This is a genomic window from Natronorubrum aibiense (genome assembly GCF_009392895.1).
Taxonomy (GTDB): Archaea; Halobacteriota; Halobacteria; order Halobacteriales; family Natrialbaceae; genus Natronorubrum; species Natronorubrum aibiense.
The window spans coordinates 2,765,435-2,787,791 of record NZ_CP045488.1 but is presented as its reverse complement, the minus strand read 5'-3'; the positions used below and the strand labels follow the sequence as shown (position 1 = coordinate 2,787,791).

General features: G+C 63.6%; 24 protein-coding genes and 2 tRNA genes. 11 read left to right on the top strand and 15 right to left on the bottom strand.

The features are described from left to right. Positions 1-93 precede the first annotated feature (93 nt). The gene (locus GCU68_RS13775) at positions 94-936 is read right to left on the bottom strand and encodes an MOSC domain-containing protein (protein ID WP_152942527.1); all 843 of its coding nucleotides are present in this window, start codon (positions 934-936) and stop codon (positions 94-96) included. 182 nt (positions 937-1,118) lie between these two features. Here GCU68_RS13775 and GCU68_RS13770 point away from each other — a divergent pair, with 182 nt between their 5' ends. Further along, a complete protein-coding gene (locus tag GCU68_RS13770) occupies positions 1,119-1,574 on the top strand; it encodes a dCTP deaminase/dUTPase family protein (RefSeq protein ID WP_152942525.1) in 456 nt (151 codons plus the stop codon). Positions 1,575-1,640: 66 nt separating this feature from the next. Here the strand turns inward: GCU68_RS13770 and GCU68_RS13765 are convergent, their stop codons facing one another. Both GCU68_RS13765 and GCU68_RS13760 read right to left on the bottom strand, forming a co-directional pair. Next, positions 1,641-2,441, bottom strand: coding sequence for an enoyl-CoA hydratase-related protein (locus tag GCU68_RS13765; protein ID WP_152942523.1), 801 nt, complete (start codon positions 2,439-2,441; stop codon positions 1,641-1,643). Next, the gene (locus GCU68_RS13760; protein ID WP_152942521.1) at positions 2,441-4,039 is read right to left on the bottom strand and encodes a long-chain-fatty-acid--CoA ligase; all 1,599 of its coding nucleotides are present in this window, start codon (positions 4,037-4,039) and stop codon (positions 2,441-2,443) included. The genes GCU68_RS13765 and GCU68_RS13760 overlap by 1 nt, the downstream gene beginning before the upstream one ends. Positions 4,040-4,209: 170 nt before the next feature. Between GCU68_RS13760 and GCU68_RS13755 the strand changes: the two genes are divergently transcribed. Continuing rightward, entirely contained in the window at positions 4,210-4,836 is a 627-nt protein-coding gene (locus GCU68_RS13755; protein ID WP_152942519.1) for a universal stress protein, read from the top strand. Positions 4,837-5,128: 292 nt separating this feature from the next. Continuing rightward, positions 5,129-6,250 (top strand): hypothetical protein, encoded by a 1,122-nt coding sequence (locus GCU68_RS13750; RefSeq protein ID WP_152942517.1) that lies wholly within the window; start codon positions 5,129-5,131, stop codon positions 6,248-6,250. Positions 6,251-6,679: 429 nt separating this feature from the next. Here the strand turns inward: GCU68_RS13750 and GCU68_RS13745 are convergent. The 6 genes from GCU68_RS13745 to GCU68_RS13720 all read right to left on the bottom strand — a co-directional run bounded on the left by GCU68_RS13745 (position 6,680) and on the right by GCU68_RS13720 (position 10,511). Beyond that, positions 6,680-6,753, bottom strand: a tRNA-Thr gene (locus GCU68_RS13745). Between the two features lie 11 nt (positions 6,754-6,764). Then, complete coding sequence (locus GCU68_RS13740; RefSeq protein ID WP_152942515.1) at positions 6,765-7,289, bottom strand: GNAT family N-acetyltransferase; 525 nt, start codon at positions 7,287-7,289, stop codon at positions 6,765-6,767. Continuing rightward, positions 7,255-8,481, bottom strand: coding sequence for a phosphoglycerate kinase (locus GCU68_RS13735; RefSeq protein ID WP_152942513.1), 1,227 nt, complete (start codon positions 8,479-8,481; stop codon positions 7,255-7,257). Before GCU68_RS13735 ends, GCU68_RS13740 begins: the two co-directional genes overlap by 35 nt. 133 nt (positions 8,482-8,614) lie before the next feature. Then, positions 8,615-9,223, bottom strand: a complete 609-nt coding sequence (locus GCU68_RS13730; protein WP_152942511.1) for a CBS domain-containing protein — start codon at positions 9,221-9,223, stop codon at positions 8,615-8,617. A gap of 93 nt (positions 9,224-9,316) precedes the next feature. Beyond that, complete coding sequence (locus GCU68_RS13725) at positions 9,317-10,078, bottom strand: GTP cyclohydrolase III (protein ID WP_152942509.1); 762 nt, start codon at positions 10,076-10,078, stop codon at positions 9,317-9,319. A 112-nt stretch (positions 10,079-10,190) separates the two neighbouring features. Further along, a complete protein-coding gene (locus tag GCU68_RS13720) occupies positions 10,191-10,511 on the bottom strand; it encodes a DUF5785 family protein (RefSeq protein WP_152942507.1) in 321 nt (106 codons plus the stop codon). 646 nt (positions 10,512-11,157) lie between these two features. Between GCU68_RS13720 and GCU68_RS21360 the strand changes: the two genes are divergently transcribed. Continuing rightward, the gene (locus tag GCU68_RS21360) at positions 11,158-11,325 is read left to right on the top strand and encodes a hypothetical protein (RefSeq protein WP_168927098.1); all 168 of its coding nucleotides are present in this window, start codon (positions 11,158-11,160) and stop codon (positions 11,323-11,325) included. An 89-nt stretch (positions 11,326-11,414) separates the two neighbouring features. Here GCU68_RS21360 and mct read toward each other — a convergent pair whose 3' ends face one another. Then, on the bottom strand, positions 11,415-12,587 hold the full coding sequence (gene mct / locus GCU68_RS13715; RefSeq protein WP_152942505.1) for a succinyl-CoA:mesaconate CoA-transferase: 1,173 nt from the start codon (positions 12,585-12,587) through the stop codon (positions 11,415-11,417). 137 nt (positions 12,588-12,724) lie between these two features. Between mct and glmS the strand changes: the two genes are divergently transcribed. Genes glmS through citE form a run of 5 tightly spaced genes read left to right on the top strand, consistent with a single transcriptional unit; the run spans position 12,725 to position 18,040 of the window. Next, on the top strand, positions 12,725-13,180 hold the full coding sequence (gene glmS, locus GCU68_RS13710; RefSeq protein WP_152942503.1) for a methylaspartate mutase subunit S: 456 nt from the start codon (positions 12,725-12,727) through the stop codon (positions 13,178-13,180). Continuing rightward, positions 13,181-14,620 carry a methylaspartate mutase subunit E gene (locus tag GCU68_RS13705; RefSeq protein ID WP_152942501.1) on the top strand — a complete coding sequence of 480 codons (1,440 nt, stop codon included), beginning with the start codon at positions 13,181-13,183 and terminating at the stop codon, positions 14,618-14,620. It begins immediately after the preceding gene. Beyond that, positions 14,617-15,891 (top strand): methylaspartate ammonia-lyase, encoded by a 1,275-nt coding sequence (locus tag GCU68_RS13700; RefSeq protein WP_152942499.1) that lies wholly within the window; start codon positions 14,617-14,619, stop codon positions 15,889-15,891. The genes GCU68_RS13705 and GCU68_RS13700 overlap by 4 nt, the downstream gene beginning before the upstream one ends. Then, the gene (mch, locus tag GCU68_RS13695; RefSeq protein ID WP_152942497.1) at positions 15,884-16,948 is read left to right on the top strand and encodes a 2-methylfumaryl-CoA hydratase; all 1,065 of its coding nucleotides are present in this window, start codon (positions 15,884-15,886) and stop codon (positions 16,946-16,948) included. Before GCU68_RS13700 ends, mch begins: the two co-directional genes overlap by 8 nt. 48 nt (positions 16,949-16,996) lie before the next feature. After that, entirely contained in the window at positions 16,997-18,040 is a 1,044-nt protein-coding gene (gene citE / locus GCU68_RS13690) for an L-malyl-CoA/beta-methylmalyl-CoA lyase (protein WP_152942495.1), read from the top strand. A gap of 253 nt (positions 18,041-18,293) precedes the next feature. Here citE and GCU68_RS13685 read toward each other — a convergent pair. After that, positions 18,294-18,377, bottom strand: a tRNA-Ser gene (locus GCU68_RS13685). Between the two features lie 40 nt (positions 18,378-18,417). Next, on the bottom strand, positions 18,418-19,191 hold the full coding sequence (locus tag GCU68_RS13680) for a hypothetical protein (RefSeq protein WP_152942493.1): 774 nt from the start codon (positions 19,189-19,191) through the stop codon (positions 18,418-18,420). Between the two features lie 111 nt (positions 19,192-19,302). Between GCU68_RS13680 and GCU68_RS13675 the strand changes: the two genes are divergently transcribed. Next, positions 19,303-19,542, top strand: coding sequence for a hypothetical protein (locus tag GCU68_RS13675; RefSeq protein WP_152942491.1), 240 nt, complete (start codon positions 19,303-19,305; stop codon positions 19,540-19,542). A 43-nt stretch (positions 19,543-19,585) separates the two neighbouring features. Here the strand turns inward: GCU68_RS13675 and GCU68_RS13670 are convergent, their stop codons facing one another. From GCU68_RS13670 to GCU68_RS13660, 3 genes are all read right to left on the bottom strand, one after another. Further along, complete coding sequence (locus GCU68_RS13670) at positions 19,586-20,209, bottom strand: uracil-DNA glycosylase (RefSeq protein ID WP_152943727.1); 624 nt, start codon at positions 20,207-20,209, stop codon at positions 19,586-19,588. Positions 20,210-20,347: 138 nt separating this feature from the next. Further along, a complete protein-coding gene (locus tag GCU68_RS13665) occupies positions 20,348-21,424 on the bottom strand; it encodes an Mrp/NBP35 family ATP-binding protein (RefSeq protein WP_152942490.1) in 1,077 nt (358 codons plus the stop codon). 62 nt (positions 21,425-21,486) lie between these two features. After that, complete coding sequence (locus tag GCU68_RS13660) at positions 21,487-21,834, bottom strand: hypothetical protein (RefSeq protein WP_152942488.1); 348 nt, start codon at positions 21,832-21,834, stop codon at positions 21,487-21,489. 112 nt (positions 21,835-21,946) lie between these two features. Between GCU68_RS13660 and GCU68_RS13655 the strand changes: the two genes are divergently transcribed. Further along, the gene (locus tag GCU68_RS13655) at positions 21,947-22,309 is read left to right on the top strand and encodes a DUF5783 family protein (RefSeq protein WP_152942486.1); all 363 of its coding nucleotides are present in this window, start codon (positions 21,947-21,949) and stop codon (positions 22,307-22,309) included. Positions 22,310-22,357 lie beyond the last annotated feature (48 nt).

Below are 22,357 nucleotides of genomic sequence, written 5' to 3'. Positions count from 1 at the left end.
AAAGCCGGAGCGCCCTCTTTGCGTTTTACCCGTGAGTACCAGAACTGAAAACCAGCCGCAGTCGACTCGCCGGCGGTGACGGGATCTTCGGGATCAGTCGACTGACTTCGGATCGACCGTCGATTTGTCGACGGTCACGCGGTCGCCGACGGCGAGCGTCGTCCCCCACGAAGCGTCGGGCACGTGCGTGTTCACCATCAGCCGGAAGTAGTGATCGAACCAGTCCTCGCTCGCCCACTCGGGGAGCGTCGCTGCCCGTTGCTCGACGAACGTCTCCCGAAATCCGTCGGTCGGTTCGCCGGTGTCGGGATCGCGGGTCGGAACGACACACCGTTGACACGGATTGACGCCCTGCAACGTCGCTGAGCCGACCTCGAAGGGGACGACCTGTCCGGGTGCCTCGTAGAGGCGATCCTCCCAGAACGCAGGTGCCTCGAGGACCAGATTCGGACGGAGCCGCCGACACATCTCGTCGGCGTCGATCCCCTCGTACCACGAGGCGACGGCCTCGAGCGTGCCCGTACTGATCACTGTCGGTCCCGTGGCATCCGTATCGTCCGGGAACCCGCCCTCGTCGTCGCGAACGAGATCGACCGGATAGCCGAAGAAGTCAGAAAGCCACGACGTGAAACAGTCACGGTCGAGGTCGAGGTGGAACGTGTGACGCTCGTCGCTGTCGCGTTCCCCGATGGAAACCGTCTCGCGGTCGAGATCGTACGTCGCCTCGAGGCCGTGGATTCGGCGCTCCCGTTTCCCGTTGACGTACCGGCCGCCTGGCTCGGTCCCTGTCGTCCCCTCCGGCGACTGTTCGACGATCGCGTACCGTCGATCCCACGATAGGCCGCCGTTGTCGACGATCTCGGCCTCGGTGACCGACACCCCTCCGAGGGACTTGATCGGATGGACACGGATGGACGCGAGCTGTGGCTGTGCCATTGTGCGTGCCGTCGCGGCGGCGATGCATATGTGTATCCGTTCGGTCGCTTGCCTCGTCTGCAGACCCGAATGCCGTCGCCTTTCGCGCTCTGCCCCACCGCCGGTCAGTCGCCTGCCGGTTCTGCTACCGCGTTCCGCTCGAGGACACGTTTTTGCCACTCGAAACCGTCAGGACAACCGAAATGTCTGCCGAAAATCCACTCGCCGACGCCGTCGACAATCTCGTGTACGAACCGGCACAGATTCACGACCACGGCATCGATCTGACCGTCAGCGCGGTGTACGAGGTCACTGCACCCGGCCGACTCGATTTCGGCGGTGACGAACTCGAGGACGCCGACCTCGAGCCCATCGCGACCGACCTCTACGACCCCGACGACGAGTTCGGCTGGTGGCACCTCGAAGGGGGCCAATACGTCATCCAGCACAACGAGTTCCTGACTGGCCTCGACGAGCCACTGCAGCTCCAGCCGCGCAACGAACTGCTCGCTCGCGGCGGCTCTCATCCGTCAGTGCAGGTCCGAGACCACTTGCCGCTGCTCCCGTTGTCGGTCGCCGACGGTGGCCTCGAAATCAAGGAGAACGCGCGGGTGTCGACGCTCGTTTCGGTCGGGACGGGAGTCGCCCACAGCGAGTAAGCAACTCGGGCTCGAGTCGCCTCCTCGTCGCCGGTCGTCGCTTGTCCCAACGGACTGTGGCCGACGTTAGCGTCCCTCGAACTCGGGATCGCGGTCCTCGAGGAAAGCGGTCACGCCCTCCTCGTGATCGTCGGTGTCGAACGCGATGCCCTGTGCGACCGCTTCGTCGGTCAACGCCTGCTCGAGCGATTTCTCGAGGCCCTCGCCGAGCAGTCGGTTGGCGTGGCGCAGCGCGACCGGTGGGCCAGAGGTAATCTTCTCGACGAACGTCTCGACGGCCTCGTCGAACTCGTCTGCGTCGTAGACGTGATTTACGAGGCCGAGCTCGTGCGCCCGATCGGCCCCGATAATGTCGCCCGTGAGGACGAGTTCTTTGGCAACGTTCTCGCCGACGACGCGCGGGAGCAGGTAGGAGGTGCCGGCGTCGACGCTCAGCCCGACCTGCCGGAAGACGAAGCCGAAGGCGGCCCGTTCGCTCGCCAGTTGCATGTCACACGCGAGCGCGAGGTTCGCGCCAGCGCCGACGGCAGCCCCGTCGACGAGCGCAATCGTCGGAATGGGAAACGACACCAGCCGGCCGATCAGTTCGTTCGTCGATCGCTCGAGGGCGCGCACGCGCTCGTCGATCGGCGCGTCGGTCTGGATCCCCTTGATCATCCGCTCGATGTCGCCGCCGGCCGAAAACGACCCGCCCGACCCCTCGAGGAGCACACAGCGAGCGTCGCTGCCCTCGATCTCATCGAGGGCAGCCGAAATGCCGGCGGCGATCGCCTCCGAGAGGGCGTTGCGCCGCTCGGGCTGATCGAGCGTGATCGTTGCCGGACCGTCTGCATCGAGCTCAAGCTGAACGGCGTCACCGAGAGCCATCACTCGGCCTCCGTTTCCGGCTCCGTATCCTCCGCACTCTCCTCTCGTTCGCGGAGTTTGAATTTCTGGACCTTCCCCGTCGTCGTCCGCGGAAGCTCCTCGACGAACTCGATCTCACGGGGATGTTTGTACTCCGCGAGGTTTGTCAGGCAGTACTCTTTGAGTTCGTCTTCCGTGATCTCCGCGTCGGGCGTGGGAACGACGAACGCCTTGACCGTCTCACCGCGGCGTTCGTCCGGAATCCCGGCGACGGCGGCGTCGGCAACCGCCTCGTGTTCGAAGAGCAATTCCTCGACTTCCCGTGGGTAGACGTTGTAGCCGCCGGTGACGATCATGTGTTTCTCCCGGTCGACAACGTAGAAGAAGCCGTCTTCGTCGCGATAGCCCAGGTCACCCGTGTGGAACCACGTTCGGCCGTCGTCCTCGGTGAACACTTCCTCGTTGGCCTCGGGCAGCCCGTAGTAGCCTTTCATGACGTTCGGCCCGGCGACGACGATTTCGCCGGTGATTTCGTCGAGATCCGTTTCGTCTTCATCGACTGGTCCCTGCTCGACTGGTGCGACGTCCTCGAAATCGCCGTCGACGACCCTCGAGTCGACACCGGGGACTGGTTTGCCGATGCTACCGACGCGGCGGCCTTTGACCGGGCTGTTGAAGTGCGTAACCGGGCTCGTCTCGGTCAGCCCGTAGCCCTCGTAGACCTTCGGCTCGTACAGTTCTTCGAACCGACGCAGTACCTCGACGGGGATGCCGGCGCCGCCGACGCCACACAGCCGTAGCGACGAGAGGTCGAACTCCTCGGCGTTCGGCTGATTGATGACGTCGTTGTACATCGCCGGCACGCCGTGCATCAGCGTCAACTCCTCGTTTTCGATGAGTGAGACGGCCTCCTGGGCGTCCCACGACGGCAACGGGTAAAACGCGCCACCGTTGAACAGCGTCGCGTTCATCACGACGGTCATGCCGTAGATGTGAAACAGCGGGAGGACGCCGAGCTGTTTGTCATCTGATCGGATCCCGTCCGGAATGAGTTCCCCTGCGGACTGAGCGTTCGACGCGAGATTGTTGTGAGTAAGCTGGACGCCCTTTGGCTGCCCGGTCGTTCCTGACGTATAGGGCTGGACGGCCACGTCGTCGTCGGCTCGCTCGACGATGTCGGGGTCGCCGGGCTCGAGAAAGGCCTCGAGTGCGGTTGCACCCTCCGCGTCGCCGTCGACACTGACGACGTGCTCGACGCTGGTCTCGTCCCGGACAGCATCGACGAACGGGACGAGATCCGAAAGCGTGACGACTACCGACGCCTCGCTGTCGCCGAGCAGATGGCTGATCTCGCGGGCTTTATACTGCGGGTTCATCGGGACGACGACCCCGCCGGCCCGAAGCGTCCCGTGGAACGCGATCAGAAACGGCGGGACGTTCGGCAGATAGATCGCGACCCGATCGCCGCCACCGACGCCGCAGGCGTCGAGCGCCGCCGCGAACGCCCCCGTCTGTCCCCAGAACTCCTCGTAACTCGTTTCAGTCCCCTGATAGCCAACCGCGGTCTGTTTGCCGTACTTCTCGACGGCGGCCGCGAGATTTGTGACAAGATTTGTCATGCTCCGTGGCATACGTTTTCATGTACCGTAAAAAGGATTACCAAAGGGCATCGGGGTTGCCCGGTTCTCGAGTAGGGCACCGATCAGTTGCTGGGACGGAGGGTTCGTCTGCGAGTGTCCACCGAATGTAGCCGGCACGCTATTACGTTCGTGCTCCCAACCCCACAGTAATGTATCAGGACGTCCTCATTCCGACGGACGGGAGCGACGGAACGCGCCAGTCGATCACGCACGGCCTGACGATTGCGGACCGATTCGGGGCGACGATTCACGCCCTCTCGGTCGTCCCCGAAGGGCCACTCGGGACGCTCCAGAACGACGCCGCGACACCCGCCGCCCACCGCGCTGTCGAGCGAATCGAGGCCGAAGCGACTCGAGACGGCGTCGAGGCCGTCACGGCGGTCGAACAGGGGGTCCCACACGAGGTCATTCTCGAGTACGCTGATGAGCACGACGTCGACATGATCGTCATGGGGACACAGGGCCGAACCGGCCTCGATCGGGTGCTGGTCGGCAGCGTCACCGAACGCGTCGTTCGCATGGCCGACGTCCCGGTCGTGACCGTCCGCCTGACCGACGAGATACGGATCACCGACGCCGCAGAGGCCGAACGGATCGCCCGCAAAACCCTCGCAGCCGAGGCCGACGCGGTCGAGGCGGACGAGCCGACGGTGATCGAGGAACCACATCGAACGAGCGCCTCTTGGATCGTCCCGTTCGAAACCGACGGGTCGACCGTCCACGTCCACGTCGACGCGCTCTCGGGGGACGCCCGGATCGCGAGATGCGCCGAGTAGGCAGAACGAACGGCCGTCCGATCGGGTTATAGGTGTCGCTTTTTCCGCCGCTCGCGCTTCCGTGTCGTGCTGTCGCTGTTCGACGGGCCGCCCTTCCGTATCGCCCGAACGGCACTCGAGTCGGCGAGCGTGGGGCGACCGCCTCGACATTATGCGGACACAACAGTCCTGTAAGCTCTACCATCGGAACGACTGGAGTGTTCGTGCGTTTCCAATGTCCAATTTGGCTGGACAACGATGGCACGCACTTATGCTGTGATTTCGGGTTGGGTGTCGGTATGAGGGTCGAGACGTGAACAGGCGAACGCTTCTACGAGGGGTTACAGCAGGGAGCCTCGTTCCGGCTGCGTCCGTCGGAACCGCAACGCTCGGCGACGACACAGCCGGCACCACCACCGCAGACGAAGGTGCATCCGACACCGGCACTGATACTGACCCTGCCGACGGCGAGGAGACACCGGTCTCCGTCCGCATCGTCGAACTCCCGGACGAGATTACCGGCGGAGCCCTCCTCGAGTGGACCGTCGAGGTCGAGAACCTGACCGCGGAGGCGATCCGGCCGACGCTCGAGTACGTCGTCGACGGCGAGCAGGCGGGGAATATCACTCTGACCGTCGGCCCCGGCGAAACCGAACGGCCGTTTCCCCCGAGCTACCGGACCGAACCCGTCGCCGAAGCCGACGAGGTGACGGTTCGGGTCGAAGTCGACGGCGGAGTCGACGCCGACGAGCGCACCGTCGGGCTCCGTGAAACCCCCGAACTGGACCCGACGCTGCAGTTTCCCGACCCCGAACTGGCCGTCCAGCCGGAGACCACGGTCCAGTTCGAGGTCGGGGCCGTCGACCCCGACGTCTTCCAGACGACCACCTGGTGGATCGATGGCGAGAACGTCGGAGACACGCTGGCGAACCCGTGGCAAGGCGTCTACTACGTCGAACAGGACGCCCACTACTGGCAGGAATCCTTCGAGACCGACGGCACCTACGAGGTCGTTGCGGGCGTCGACGTCGACGGCGAGCAGTACCGCGCGAACTGGACGGTCACCGTCACGCCGAACGGACTCCAACGACCCACCATCGACGCTGCACGGCCGGCAGCGGGGACCCTCGAGGTCACGCCCGACGAATCGGTAACTTTCGAACTCGACGTTGCCGATCCCGACGGGACCCTCGAGCGCGTCGTCTGGTGGCTCTCGCAGGCGGATCGGCTCCTCGGGGTCAGCGACGTCTCGGGGGCGTCGGATACGGCGACGCTCTCCGTCGACAGCGGCCTCTGTGACACCTTCCAGGTGATTCCCTGGGTAATCACGAGCGACGGGACGGTCACCACCGAACCCGTGTGGAACGTCTCTGACCCGACGCTCGAGGCCCCGGAAACCACGACAGCCGGCTCTAACAGCGACTGCCCGTACTGATCGCGTCGGCGCTTATCACGTCGGCTGGCTGTCCGCTCGGGCCCCGAAAACCCGAGTGCGACGGCCTCGGAATCGTGGTACTGATTCTCTCACCAACATGCTTAGGGTATAATACTATCAAAATCCGTGTCAATTTTTCCGACGACGAGGGCAGAATACCACTCGTTGCCACGAATGGGTTCTCACTCTGAGACATCGACCCTCGTCGTCATCGATCACTCGTCGGCCTTCGTCGGCCGGCGTCTCTCAGTCCGACCGGATTGTGACACGCGTTGCTGTAATCACTCATAGCCTGTCGACTGTCTACCCGTCGAAAACGAACGACAGACCGGATTTAGACACCTTGCACGTTGACCGCGTCACGTACTCGTTCCGTAATTCAAAACCAGTTCTCGCTTCGCGTCGCTCACGATTTGGTCGCGACGAAGAAGCCAGGGCGGGGATTTGAACCCCGGGAGTCTCGATTACAAGTCGAGTGCATGAACCACCCATGCTCCCCTGGCGCAGTTTGCGATTAGTGGTCCTCCTTTGAGTGTGTATCGTTTTCCGACTGCTTCCTGTCCTCGAGCGAGCGCGTCATCGCGACCCGATGGGTGTCGTACCCGTGTCGGTCGTAAAACCGCCGTGCGGCCTCGTTGTCGGCCATCACCTCGAGGACGAGCACCTCCACCCCGCGGTCGGCCAGCGCGTCCTCGACGGCCTCGAGCAACGCGGTGCCGATCCCGCGGCTGCGGACGTCGGGTTCGACGTAGATGTTCGAGAGGTGGCCGCGCGTAGCGTCGAGTTCGAGCGAGCCGTGTTCGACGGTAAAGGACGCGAAGCCGACGAGTTCTCCCTCGAGGCGGGCGACGAACAGGCCGTCGTTGACCTGATGGGCCGCCAGCGCCTCGCGCATCGTCTCTCGGTTGTCGTCGGCGCGGACGACCGAGTCGTAGGCGCGTTGGTCTCGGGCAAGGCGAACCCACAGCTCCGCCACGGCGTCGATATCGCTCGGGGACGCCCGTTCAATCGTCGGCTGGCTGCTGTTGTGTGGGGCCATTCTCGAGGGCCGTAACTGCGGGGAGCGGTTCCGCCGTGAGCATCCGCAACGCGGCACCACCGCCGGTGCTGACGTGCGAGAAGCCCTCGACACCGAGTTGACGCAGGGCCGAGGCCGTGTCGCCGCCGCCGACGATGCTCGTCTCGACGTCCGTCGCCGCGTTGTAGAGCCGTCGTGTCCCCATCTCGAAGGCCTCGTCCTCGAAGACGCCGGCCGGCCCGTTGAGAATCACCGTGCCCGCATCCTCGAGCAGTCGCTCGTAGTAGGCGAGCGTCGAACTCCCGATATCCATGGCGGCCTCGTCGTCCTGCGGCGGCAAGGCGTTGATGCCGAGTTCGTGTCGCTGTCCGTCGCGTTCGACGGCGACGTCACGCGGGAGCGCGACCTGTTCGCCGTAGGCGTCGAGTAAGTCCGCAGCGCGGTCGATCTCGTCCCAGTAGCCCTGATCGTAGATGAAATCGGAACTCGCGTCGCCGAGATCGACCCCGTCGGCGATGAGGAAGACGTTACCGACGACGCCCGCGGTGAGGACGTGGTCAGCCAGGCCCTTCTCTAGGACGGACCAGGCGACATCGATCGAGTCGGAGACTTTCGCCCCGCCGAGGACGTAGATGCGGGGCTCGGGCGTCTCCTCGATCGAGCCGAGCGTGTCGAGTTCGGCTTCCATCACGCGCCCGGCGTAACCGGGTAAGACGGTCGGAAAGCCCACCAGCGAGGGCTGGGAACGGTGTGCCGCAGCGAAGGCGTCGTTGACGTAGGCATCGAGCACCGGTTCTAGCCCCGTCACGAGATGGGTTCGAGCGGCCCGCTCGGGTTCGAACTCCATGTATTCCTCGCTGTAAAAGCGGGTGTTCTCGAGAACGACGCAGTCGCCGTTCTCGAGGTTCGAAACGGCCTCGCGGGCGGCGGCGCTGAACGTGGCATCCACGTAGTCGACGGGATGGTCGAGCAGTTCCGAGAGCCGATCAGCGTGCGATTCGAGGGTGACGAAGTCGTCACCGCCGGGACGGCCCTGATGAGCGAGGACAGCGACCCGGCCGCCACGCTCGATCAGTTCCGAGAGGGTGTCGACGTGGGCGCGTAGTCGGGCATCGTCGGCTAGCATGCCGTCATCACCAATGGGGCTATTGACGTCGATGCGGACGCCGACGGTGGTCCCTTCGACGTCGAGGTCGTCGAGGGTATCGGTCATTATCGACCAGTCCACCGCGGCCCCCGAAAGGTCTTTCTATCGGAGAAATCGTGCCCGATGACTGGTAACATAGCACAGTATTCGACGCGCCCGTGACCCACGAGAACGGACGCGAGTGGTCGAACCCAGGGTGTCACACCGTTCGACAGTCCGCACAGACGAGCTGTCCGTTCGACTCCCATAACGAATCCGCAAGCGATCCACAGGCCTCACAGACGCCCTGCGTCGTGTACTCGTCGCCGCCGTTGGTCATCGCCGGCGCGTCGAGGTCGTCACTGGAGGCACCCGACTGGGCCCGTTCCTCGGGCGGGCGCTCTCCCTCGAGTGTGGCGTTCGACCGCGTCGGCGTCATCGTGGCCTGAAACGAGCCCGCAGCGGCGATGACGTCTCGCTGGGTCACCAGCCCTACGACGCCGTTGTCGTCCTCGATCACGATGTTGCGGATGTTCTCTCTGGCCATCGTGCTGGCGGCGTCGGTGAGCCCTCGGTCAGGCCCGAACGTGATCACTGGCGACGTCATCACGTCGCCAACGGTCGTCTCGCTCGGCTCGTGGTCGTCGGCGACGACACCGAGGACGTCCCACTCGGTCATGATACCGACTGGGTCGCTGCCGCGGACGACGAGCACGCAACTCGCTCGTTCCTCGCGCATGAGTTCGACCGCACCCTGAACGGTGTCTGACTCGCTGACACCCACGTATTCAGTCGTCAGGATATCCCTGACGGACAGTTCCGATTCCATATGTGAAACATACACACAGACCGGCTAAAAGCTACCTCCACCACACTTAAGCGAACTCGCGTCGAAGGTCCGTAGTTCGCCGTTTCGGGACGGCTACAACTCGAGTTCGACTCGGGTGCCGTCGGCACGGCACGTTTCGAGGGCGTGTTTCGCCGCGAAGCCGGCGTCGTGGGCGCTTTTGCCGCGACCGACCCCGACCTGCAACTCGACGTCGACGGCCGCCTCGACGTGGGCGACCGCTTCCTCGTAGTCGGCTGCCTCGAGGTCCGGGCAGACGACGATGATGTTGTCGCCGCCGACGAAAAAGGAGAGGCTGTTGTGGGCATACCGCATGTGTCGCATGAGTTCTGCATACCCCTGTTCGATCTCGATGAACGTATCGAAGGCGTTGAGTTCGTCGGTGTACTGACCGGTCGCGTTGACGACGTCGAAGTGGGCAATCTGGACGTCTCCGTCGGTCCGATGAGGAGCCTCGATGACTCGGCCCTCGAGACACTCCCGGCGGGTCTTGTCCTGTGCGCTGCCGGCCTCTTGAATGCGGGCCGTCGCGTCGGCGAGTGCCTGAACGGGGTTCGTGCCGGTCGCAACGCCGATACTGAGTGTCACGGGGTAGCGGTTACCGACGGATTCCTGCAGGAGTTCGTGGTCCTCGAACGAGCAGCCGTTCGTGACGGCGATCATGTTATCAAAGCGCGTGAAGAAGACGTAGCCGCCGCGGTTACCGACGAACTGAGAAATGTCGGCGTAGAGCCGGGACTGCAGCGTCTGGAGGTCCGCTTCCCGTCGTGGTTCCGGCGTCACCGTCCACGGCCCGTAGTTGTCGATCTGAAAGAGCGTCACCTGCGTATTAGTCACGGTGCTCGATTCTTTCGAACGCCATCGTATAAGTGATACGTAATCCAGATTCGTGATGGGCGAAAAACGCGATCGTCGATCGACTCGAGTCGATTACTGTGCGAACAGTCCGTTAGGCGTGTTTCTTCTCGGGGTTTGCGCCTTTCGGGTGGTAGTCCCAGAAGTCACCGGTGCGCATCGCTGCGCCGACCGCTTTGTGCATATCGAGGATCGTCTCGAACTCCGGTTCGTCGACGTACTCGAAAATCTCGCGCATCGCCACGACTCGTTTGTGGTTGATTCGAATCGGATCGTCGCCGTGTTCGTCGACGAACTCGTCGCGGTCGAGCGGGAAGTCCTCTTCCTCGTCGACTTTGTCGGCGATGATTCGCATATCGAACTTGCGCATCCCTTCGCTGCCCTGCTCTCCGTCGGGATCGTGTGGCCAGTCCATACGGGAACGTGTGTAGGGGTCCCGCAAAAGAGTTACTCTCCGGCCGTCACTCGTGGACGCAACCCGTCAGTCGGTGCGTTTCCGTCGCAGCGTTGGTCCTCTCTGTGTAATCGTGTCCAGATACGATCTCCCGAGCGACTCAGCGACGAATGCACGGCTCATCTCGAGAGCATGTGCTCGCAGAAACCGATCCCGGAGCGAAGACGTACCACGTCGACAGGTACTGCAGGCGTGTGGTGTCGACCACCGTCCCGAGGAATCGGACGACGAGTAGCACGGTTCTTGGCCACGCCATCGTGGCCGGTGACTCGAGATCGGCCCTGTGGGCTGGAGTTCACGCAACCCGACGGTTAATCACCGTTTGCCGTGACCATTAGTTCTGACAATCGACAATAGTTATAAGCTTCCGTACGAAACTGTGACGAACGGAAGCTACAACTCGCCTGCGGGAACGACCTGTCCGGGTATGCCTCGCGAACGGCGGCTTTCGGCCCTGAACGGTACGAACCATGACATCACATCCACTCGCGGGACTCCCCCCGCTCACCCGACGCTTGTCTCGTCCAGTTCGACCACGCTTCTCGGATCGGCTGTCGGCTGCTGACGTACATCTCATCGACCGACGGCCCCGGTCACGGAGGACCTCATGGACGTAGCCGACGACCTCGAGCCCGACACGTCGTTTCCCGACTGTGCGTCCTGTGGGTCGCCAGTGACGATGCTGACCGTTATCGGTCCGACGGAAGCCATCGCCTCGCCCTGTGGCTGTCACGCGCCGCCTGCACTCTTTCAGCCGGAGTATAGTAACGGCTGACTCGAATCCACGCACGGATCGACCGCTCGAGCGCAGTTGCTTGGCGGCTTCAGGCAAGGGGAGCCCAACAGAAATACAGCAGAATCTCGCTAGTCGTCGGCCGTTGTCTCGGCTTCGTCACCGAGCACTTCCTCGCGGTGTTCGTCGAGCAACGGCGCGCGACCGCGCGGCTCGGGCGTCGTCTTGGACATTTTGATCGGGTTGCCAGCGATCTCGACCTCGCGGTCGGCGCCGGGCTGTTCGACCGAGACGAGCATGTCGCGGGCGTGGACGTGCGGGTCCTCGAAAATCTCCTCGGTGGTCTGGACCGGGGCGACCGGCACACGGCCCTCGAGGGTGTCGATGAGTTCGTCGTTGGTCAACTCGGCCGTCCAGGCGGCCATCTCCTCGCGCAGGGCATCGCGGTGCTCGAGGCGGTCGGCTGCGGTGGGGTACTCCTCGGCGAGGTCCTCACGGCCCATCGCTGCACAGACCTCTTTCCAGTGGTTGGTGCCGAAGGCGGCGATGACGGTGTACCCATCCGCAGTTTCGAAGGCATCGTAGGGGAACAGCGTCGGGTGGGAGTTGCCCTGTCGGCTCGGTGCCTCACCGGTGTAGGACTGCTGGTAGATCGCGCGTTCGGTGAAGCTGAGCATCGAGTCGTACATGCCGGTGTCGACGTACTGGCCCTCACCGGTCTGGGCACGGTGGTTGACCGCCGCCAGAATGCCGATGCAGTTCAGCGTCGCGGTAAAAAGGTCGCCGACGCCGGGACCGGTTTTCGTCGGTGGGCCGTCTTCTTGACCCGTGATCTCCATCACGCCCCCGAGTGCCTGCGCGATGAGGTCGAAGGAGGGCTGTCCCTGACGATCCGTTTTGCCCGTGCGTGGGTCGCCAAAGCCGCGAATCGAGGAGTAGATGAGTTCGGGGTTGTACTCGGTTAGTGTCTCGTAGCCGAGGTCGTATTTCTCCATCGTCCCCGCTCGGTAGTTCTCGACGACGATGTCGGCCTCTTCGACGAGCGAGAGGAAGTCGTCGCGATCCTCGTCGTCGCCGAAGTCGAGTTCGATGCTCTTTTTGCCACGGTTGACACTCTGGAAGTACCCTCCGTAGGCCTCTTCGTCGGGGTCGTCGACGAACGGCGGATTCGATCGGATGAGGTCCCCTCCCGGGCGCTCGATTTTGACGACGTCTGCGCCCATATCCGCGAGTAACATTGTACAGTACGGCCCAGCAAGCACCTGGGTCAGATCGAGCACACGGAGGTTCGAAAGCGCTCCCATGTACGAGCAGTTTCGATACCAAGACCTAAACCCTTACCATCGATCATGTACTTTGTTAGACTGTCCCATTGAGACGGTGTTAGGAGATTTAAGGAGTATTATCATGGAAGATCATTAAGTTTATAGGGGTGTTCCTCATGGTTTTGCATACGATGTCCCAAACGGTCGTCCTCGGCGTGATCGGCTCCGATGCCCACGTCGTTGGAATCACAATCCTAGAGCAGGCCTTCAGTGCAGCAGGCTTTGACGTTGTCAACCTCGGTGTCCAAACCTCCCAGCAGGAGTTCGCCGAGGCAGCTGTAGACCACGACGCCGAGGCCGTCTTGGTCTCCTCGCTCTACGGCCACGCCGAGCAGGACTGTCAGGGATTCCATCAGGTCTTGGAGGATGCAGGCGTCGACGCAGTCACCTACATCGGTGGCAACCTCGCCGTCGGGCAGGACGATTTCGAGCAGACTCGAAAGACGTTCCGGGAGCTCGGCTTCGACCGGGTTTTCGACTCCGAGACCGATGCCGAAGACGCGATCGAAGCGCTTCGCCAGGACCTGCAGATTACACCGACTGAGTCGGAACGCGCCACTATCAGTTCCTAGATGATACGAGACGAACGTATTCCCTCCGACGAGCTACGGCGTATCGACGAAGAGATTCGGTCCGACTGGCACACCGGCGCCGACGTCGACTTCGAGGACGCCATTGCCTACCACGAATCGCTGCCGGATCACAAGCGATTCGCGGACGTCCTCGAGTCGGCCGACAAGCCGCTCTTGCAGCCACGAGCCGGTGTTCCCCGGCTCGACGACCAGATCGAACTCCTCGAATATCTCCACAAAGAAGGGCAGGCGGATCTCCTCCCGACCACGATCGACTCGTACACGCGAGACAACGAGTACGAGAAAGCCCAACAGGGACTCGAGAAAGCCCGCGAGACGGGCGACGACACCCTGAACGGCTTCCCGGCGGTCAACCACGGCGTCGACGGCTGTCGGAAACTGATCGACGCAATCGACGCGCCGATCGAAGTCCGCCACGGCACGCCGGACGCCCGGCTGCTGGCGGCGATCACCTTCGCGGGTGGCTTCCAGAGTTTCGAAGGCGGCCCGATCTCCTACAACATACCGTATACGAAACGCCACGGGCTCGAGGAAACGATCGAGCGCTGGCAGTTTGTCGACCGACTGGCGGGCGCTTATACCGAACGCGGTGTGCGGATCAACCGTGAACCGTTCGGGCCGCTGACCGGGACGCTCGTCCCGCCGTCGATCGCGATCGCGATCATGCTGGTCGAAGGCAAGCTCGCCGCAACGCAGGGCGTGCGCTCGATCACGCTCGGCTACGGACAGGTCGGCAACGTCGTCCAAGACGTCGCCGCCCTGAACGCCCTCAAAAAGCTGGGCAACGAATATCTGCCGGACGAGGTCGTCGTTACGACGGTCTTCCACGAGTGGATGGGCGGCTTCCCGCCGGATGAGGCCCGCGCCAACGGCGTCATCAGCTTCGGTGGCATGACCGCCGCCATCGCCCAGCCGGACAAGGTTATCACCAAGTCCCCACAGGAGTTCCAGGGCGTCCCGACGAAGGAGGCCAACTCCGCCGGTCTGCGCACCACGCGTCAGGTCATCGACATGGCCATCGAGCAGAAGATCGACATCGATGGTATCGCAGAAGAACAGGACCTCATCGAGCGCGAGACGCGGTGTCTGATGGACTCCATCTTCGAGCACGGCGACGGCGACGTCGTGCAGGGGACGCTCAAGGCCTTCGACTCCGGCGCTCTCGACGTTCCCTTTGCCCCCAGCGACAGTGCGAAAGGGGCGGTGCTCCCGGCTCGAGACGACGACGGTCGCGTCCGCATTTTCGAGTGGGCCGACCTCGCGATGGACGACGATATCAAAGAAATTCACAAGGCGCGACTGTCCCAGCGGGCCGACACCGAGGGTCGCAAACAGTCGTTCCGGATGGTTGCAGACGACGTCGACGCGATCAGCGACGGCAAACTCATCGGTCGCCCACAGGGTGACGTGAAACTATGAAGATTACAGGACTATACGCGACGCCCGGCTACTCCGGGTTCTTCTTCGACGACCAGCGCGCGATCAAGCAAGGTGCCGAACACGACGGCTTCACCTACGAGGGCGAGCCCGTCACCGACGGCTTCGACGAGATTCGCCAGGCTGGCGAATCGATTATCGTCGACATCGAACTCGAGGATGGCTCCGTCGTCCGCGGCGACTGCGCCGCCGTCCAGTATTCCGGTGCCGGCGGGCGCGACCCGCTGTTCAAAGCCGAGGAGTACGCCCCCGTGATCGGGGGCCCCGTCGCCGACGAACTCGTCGGCCACGACGCGACCGACTTCCTCGACAACGCCGAACTGCTCGAGGAGATGGAAGTCGACGGCGACCGCCTACACACGGCGATCCGGTACGGCGTCTCACAGGCACTGCTCGCCGCCGCGGCCGAAGCCGAAAACACGACGCGCACAGACGTCATGGCCGACGCACTCGGCACGGAGCCAGCGACGGAGCCGGTGCCCGTCTTCGGCCAGTCCGGCGACGACCGCTACACCAACACCGAGAAGATGTTCATCAAGGGCGTTCCCGTCCTCCCCCACGCGCTGATCAACAGCGTCGAGAAGATCGGCGAAGACGGCGAAACGCTCCTCGAGTACGTCGAGTGGCTCGTCGAGCGCTCCCAAGAACTCGGTCCCGACGATTACGAGCCTCGATTCCACATCGACGTCTACGGAATGATCGGCGAGATCTTCGGCGCGCCGTACGACCGCGACGACGTGGTCGACTACTTCGCGGCGCTCGAGGAGGCAGCCGCACCCTATCCGATCCAGATCGAGGGACCAATGGACGTCGGCAACCGTGCCGACCAGATTTCGGCGATGGTCGAACTGCGCGAGGGACTCGACGACGCCGGCGTCGACGTCGACATCGTCGCCGACGAGTGGTGTAACACCTTCGAGGATGTGCAGGCGTTCGTCGACGCCGGCGCGGCCGACCTCGTGCAGGTCAAGACGCCCGACTTGGGCGGCATCCACCGCAGTGGTCAGGCGGTCCGCTACTGTGAGGGGACCGATACTCGCGCGTATCTCGGTGGCACCTGCAACGAAACGGAAACCTCCGCACGCGCCTGCGCCCACGTCGCGCTCGCGACGAACGCCGCGCAGGTGCTCGCAAAGCCCGGAATGGGCTTCGACGAGGGCTACATGATCGTCGAAAACGAGATGCGACGGACGATCGCGCGACGAGCACGCAACCAGCCACAACAGACTGACGAGGTGACTGCAGATGACTGATTGGACCGATCCCGACACGTTCGCACAGGCACTCGAGCACGTCGAAACCAAAGAGAAGGGCAACTGCTTCGAGGACTTCGAAGAAGGCGATGTCATCGAGCACGACCCCGGCCTCACGCTTACCCAGTTCGGCAACGAACAGTGGATGGGCCAGACGCTCAACCACGATCCCGCCTACTGGCGCAGCGACGCCGCCGAGGCCCGGGGCTTCGAGGAGCCGCCAGTTCACCCCGACTATCTGACCGCCGCGACGCTGGGCATCACCGTCGAAGACCTCAGTGAGAAGGGTGGTTACTTCCTCGGTCGCACCGACGTTCGCTTCCCCGGTACGCCGGTCTATACGGGCACCGAACTCCACGTCGAAAGCGAAGTCGTCAACACAGCGACCTCGAGTTCTCGACCCGAGTACGGAATCGTCTCGTGGCGCACCCGCGGGAAAGATGCCGAGACCGGTGAGGTGCTGTGTTCCTACGAGCGCACGAACATGATCCCGCGTCGCGATCCTGTCGCGACTGACGGGAGTGGTGCCGCCGCTGCCGAGGAGGAAGACGACAAACCTGACCTCCCCGAGGTGTTCATCACGCCCGACGGCGGCTACTTCGAGGACTTCGTCGCGGCGCTCGAGGAAGCCGACAGCGAGAACGCGGCCGTCGCTTACCGCCACGAACGCGGTCGGACGCAGGACGACGTCACCGTCGCCCAGCTCCCACTGTCGACGCTCAACACGGCAAAACAACACCACAACGTCGACGTGATGAGTGACTCGCCGTCGGGCGACATCGTCACCTACGGCGATGTCACCCGCTCGACGGCACTCGGTCACGCTCGCTCGGACGAGCAGACTTGGCGCGAGGTCGGCTTCGACGACGAGTCGTTCCACACGTTCGTCGCCGTGGGCGACACCGTCTACGCCTTTACGCGTGTGCTCTCGGCCGAAGACGACGCCTCAAGCGAGCAGGCAGGTACCGTCACCTTCGAACACATCGCGTTCAATCAAGACGACGAACCTGTCTACTCGGGAACACGCACGGCGGAAATCCAAAAGCGTTCTAACTAACACGATCGAACATCATAATCGCACGCAGACAACTACGAATTCACAGACATGACTGACGACATCCGACTCTGCCGAACCTTCCAGACCGCACCGGCCGCCGTTCCAAAAGACGACTCGGCGAAATATCTCCGCTCGGGCCTCGAGGCTGAGGGCTTCCAGGCCCCCGACTGGCTCGTCCCCGACATGGAAGACGGCACCGCGCCGAACATGAAAGACGAGGGCCTCGAGAACACGATCGAACTCGTCCCCGAGTACGACTTCGCCGGCGAGATCTGGCCCCGTGTCGAGTGGAGCTACGAAGACGAGTCGTTCCGAAATCGCGGTCGCGAACAGATCGACCAGCTCGTCGGCGAGATCGGCGACGAGATTGACGGCGTCGTCGTCCCCAAGGTCGGTCGCATCGATGACGTCAAACGCGCCGCCGAGGCCGTCGCCGAGGCCGAGGCCGAACACGGCTACGCCGACGGCTCGATCAAGCTCTCGATCATCATCGAGACCGGTCGTGCTCGCTCGGATCTCCACGAAATCTCGAAGTTCGGCGAGGAATCCCGACTCACCGCACTCGTCTTCGGGCCCGTCGACTACGCCGCCGAACTCGGTGCTCGAGACCTCGGCGACGGTCGCCCACGCTGGGACGCGCTGTTAGAGGAACTGTCGAACGAAGCCAGCGCCGGCGACCTGCTCTCGATCGGTGGCCCGTTCGACGACCTGTTCAAAGAGCGCGCCGGTCTGACCTACTACAACGCCGACGCCTACGCTGATCAGGTCGAACACGAAGCCCACCTCGGCCTCGACGGCTCGTGGTCGCTGTATCCCAAACAGACGATTCAGGCGAACACGATCCACATGCCGACGGCCGAGGAACTCGAGCGCGACGTGAGCAAGATCGAGCGCTTCAACGAGGCCAAAGCGGAGGGGACCGGCGCGGTCACCCTCGACGGACAGATGGTCGACGAGGCCACGTTCAAGGTCTTCCGCAACACGATCCTGCAGGTCCGTGCGATCGACGACACTCGCCCCGAGCAGACTGAAGAGTACTACGACGCGGACTTACTCGAGCGCGCTCGCACCCTCGAACTCTCCTATCAGTAACCGCGGTCCGACGGCTTCCTTCTCGAGTCGTCTGTTTCGTGCTGTCTCGAGTCGATAGCGATGCGACGATGTCTCGCTGCTTGAGGCAGGATTGTTATCGAAACGGTGGGGATGGGATTTGAACCACGTGAAGACGTTCCGGGTCGCTCACTTCGTTCGCTTCCCGGGCTGCGACTTCCCTAATTCAAATCCCAACGTGTCGTTTTCCGCTCACGTGCTCCTCGCTACGCTCGTCACAGTTGTTCGCGAAAAACGGTGGGGATGGGATTTGAACCCATGAGGCTTGACAGCCACCTGCTCTCAAGGCAGGCGCGTTAGGCCGCTCTGCCACCCCACCTCACTGCCCTCTTTTCCGTCCGGTCAAAAAGGGTTGTCGGTTACGCTCGCTCGAGCGAGCCGTCGTCGCCAATCGTCAGACCAAGCTCGTCGACGACGGCAGCCGTGGCAACAGCACCCGGCGTGCCGGCGACTCGCCGGGCCTCGAGGAGTCCGAGTGTCGATCGCAGGCCAGCCGGTGTCGCGATGGTTGGGTGCATCGGGGCGAACCCGATCCCGAGACCGGCCTTCTCAGCGCGGGTCGCCAGCGTGGGCAGTTCTGGCCCGGCGTAGGCGTCGGTGAAGTCGATTGGCTCGCCGAAGCCGGCGAAATACACCCGTCCGTCCGCAGCGGGGCCGAGGACGACGTCGTGGCGGCGAAGCGACATCGCCGCGCCGTCGATCTGCGTTCGGCCGACCAGCGCGGCCGTCGGCTCGAGGACGCCCACGCTGCTCGCGTCTTCGCGCTCGAGGAGGTGGGTAACGGTGTTGCCGATGCGGGCGCTGTGAGTCGAGCCGACCTGGCGTTCGAACCGGACGCGCTCGTTGCCGTGTGGGCCGTCGTCGTCGGGCGTCTCGAGGTCGCCGAGTGCGTCGGCGACGAGCGTCCGGATTTCGGCTTCGGCGTCCCCGTCGGCGAACGCCTCGGGGAGGGTCGTCTCGTCACGGTAGTTGACCAGCAGGTCGCCGCCGCTCGCGTCGACGGCTCGACAGACGTCGCTGACCGACGCCTCGTAGAGCGTAACCGCTTCGGCGTCGGTCAGGGGTGTTCGGTCGACGAGCGACGACAACACGAGTCCGGCTCGAGGGGGATCGACCGGAACGACGACGATCATACACGACACTCCGTCTGCGTACTCCTTGAACGCGGCGCTTCCGGGGACGGTCCCGTCGATCGAGCGACGGACGCCGGACGAATTATGGTAGTGGGGTGTCTGCAGTCGGCTATGGACGAGCAATCAGTAACGCGATCGATCCCTGGTTCCGTCGGCCTGCTCGGCACGCTGGTCGTCGTCGGACTGGTGGTACTCGGAAGCTGGAGTTTCGTCGACGGCGTCGTGCTCGAGTCGGCTGGCGAATACGCGACCTCGACGCTCGGTGTGTTAGCAGTGACGGCCGTCGTCGTCGGACTGCTAATCGTGCTTGGTGCGCGATCCAAGCGATGGCGCGAAGGCCCGTACTGGTAGTGACGCTCGCTGACGATCGGCCGTTGGATGGCCGCGTCGGCCGTTATCGATCCCGCTGTCCTTTCGTTTGGCGATAATCCGAGGCCATCAGTTCGACGAACGCCTCGAGCCACGCCTGGGTCTGCTCGGTGGACTGCTCGCGCGGGTCGATCATGGGAACGAGTTCGAACCCGCGGCCACGGATTCGCCGCCCGTGATCGGCCGGCAGCGAGAGCTCTTCGGCCGGGGTCGTCGTATACTCGTCGCCGAGTTCGGCGAGAGCGCGCTCGCCGACGGGAATGAGAATGTGAGGGTTGATCGAGCGGATTTCGGCGTTGAGAAAGGGCTCGCAGTTCCCGATCTCCTCGTCGGTCGGCTTGCGGTCGGGGTCGCGACAGCGCGTGAGGTTCGTCAGGTAGGCGTTCTCGAGGACGGGCTGGTCGATCGGCGAGGTCGAATCACAGAGGCCGAGTCGCTCGAGGAGTCGCCGAAGGGTCGTTCCCGACTCGTCACGATCGGCTGCCGTCTCGCTACCGAGGGCGGCCGCAAACGGCACGCCGACTTCGTCCGCGCTTTCGGTCGGGCGCTCGCCGACGAACAGGAAGTCGGCACCGACATCGCCGTAGCCGTGGACGACCTGTGTGCGGGTCTCACAGAGTGCCGGGCAGTTCCGACACGCCTCGTCCATGCCGTAGGGGTTCGCTCGAGAGCGTTGATATGCGTCCACACTGGAGTGTGGCAGCGCGCTCGCAAAAATGACGCGGCTGCCGGCGTGTGACCGGAGCGGTCGGCTGTCGGCACGTAATCGGGTTCGAGTGGAGGTGTCCTATCGGTCGCTCGAGACGGCTTCGTTGCGTCTCGTCTGAGAGACGTTGCGTCGGTGGACGATTCCCGTGTTGTTCGCGACGTTTTGGGTGAGCGTCCGAAATGCGTCGGCGGTGTCGTTGTCGTCTCGCAGGACCGTCGGTTCGCCGCCGTCGCCGCCCTCGCGGACGATGGGATCGAGCGGGATCGAACCGAGAAACGGCATCTCGTGTTCGTCGGCGAACGTCTTGCCGCCGCCGGAATCGAAGATGTCGTGTTCGCCGCCACAGTCGGGACAGGCGAACGTCGACATGTTCTCGGCGATACCGAGGACGATCGTGTCGTGTTCCGCGAACATCTCGAGCCCCTTTCGGGCGTCGTCTAGGGCGACGTCTTGGGGCGTCGTGACGATGACAGCTCCTGTGACGGGCATCGTCTGGAGCATCGTCAGCTGCGTGTCGCCCGTGCCCGGCGGCAGGTCGACGATGAGGTAATCGAGATGCCCCCACTCGACGTCCTCGGTAAGTTGTGTGATGACCTTGTGGACCATCGGACCGCGCCAGATGACGGGATCGTCCTTGCCAGTCAGGAAGGCCATGCTCATCAGCTTCACGCCGTACTTCTCGGGTGGGACGAGGGTTTCATCTTCGGTCGCCATCGGCGGCTCGTCGGCGTCGACCATCCGCGGCACGTTCGGGCCGTAGACGTCGGCGTCGAACAGGCCGACGCGGGCCCCGAGCTGCGAGAGCCCGGCGGCGAGGTTGACCGCGACAGTCGATTTGCCGACTCCACCCTTCCCGGAGGAGACGGCGATGACGTTCTTGACGTTCGGCAACACCTGTTCTTCGCTCGCGAGGTCGTCTCGGTCCGGAATGCTCGCCGAGAGCTCCGGCTCGAGACCGTCCTCTATGAGCAGTTCGCGAATCTCGGCGGCGATCGAACTCTCCGTCGGCGAGTAGGGCGCACCCAGTGCGAGGTCGATAGCGACCTCATCGCCGTCGACGGTGATGTCGTTGACCAGTCCGAGCGACACGATATCGTCGCCGAGTTCCGGATCGTCGACCGACCGGAGGCGGTCGCGAACGGCGGTTTCGTCCATGTCCGGAGGTAGGTCCCGCCGTCGAAAAGGGTTGTGTTCGCACGAGATGGGGACCGAAACCGTCACCCGTTAAAATCGAAGCGCGGGCCGCCGTAGGTCGCCGGATTTGGATCGAGTTCGACGCCCTGCTCGAAACGGACGAAGTTGAGGTAAAAGGGCCGGCCACAGCCCTCGATTTGCTTCCCTTCGAGATCGGTAACAGGGCCGTCTTCGCCGCAGATGAAGGCGATTCCATCCGCGGTCTCGCGGACCTCGAGGTCGTCGTCCGGCGTGGCGTACTCCCAGCCCGGTTGTGAGTGTTTCGTGACCGAGCGGTCCGCGAGATCAGGCGCGCGGTCGATACTGTGGACGGCGTCGCAGTGCGGGCACGTGTACCGGACGGTGATCGGGGATGAGGAGGAGTCGGTCATTAGTAATTGTACGGCACCACGGACCGTAAGCGTGCGGTCGCGGACCCACCCGACCGCTCAAGACGGTTGCCGTGACAGAACTGTTTACCGACTGGCAAACGGAGACCAGTCCATGAGCGAGCGCGACTCCGGAACCGACCCGAACGCCGGCACCGAGTTCGATCCTGAACAGTTCGAGGAAAAATACGTCTACTACTTCGAGGAACTTGAGGCGGCCTACTCGAATGCGTATCAGCAACTGCACGGCCGCGTCGACTCCGAGGTGCTCCGGGCGATCGATCGGCAGGTGCTCAGCGAGAGCGAACCGATCTATCACGGGGACGGCGAGTTCAGCGTCGAACTTCCTGACGACCCGAAGGACCGTGTCGGTGCTGTCGACGACGAGCAGTTCGAGGCCGTCCTCGACGAGTTCACCGAGCGGATCGAAAGCGAGTTGCGGCGACGCTTCGGGTTCGAGCACGAGGTCGGTAAGTGAGGGTTGGTGTCGGGTTATCCGTTCAGACTGGCTGACCCGGAACACCTT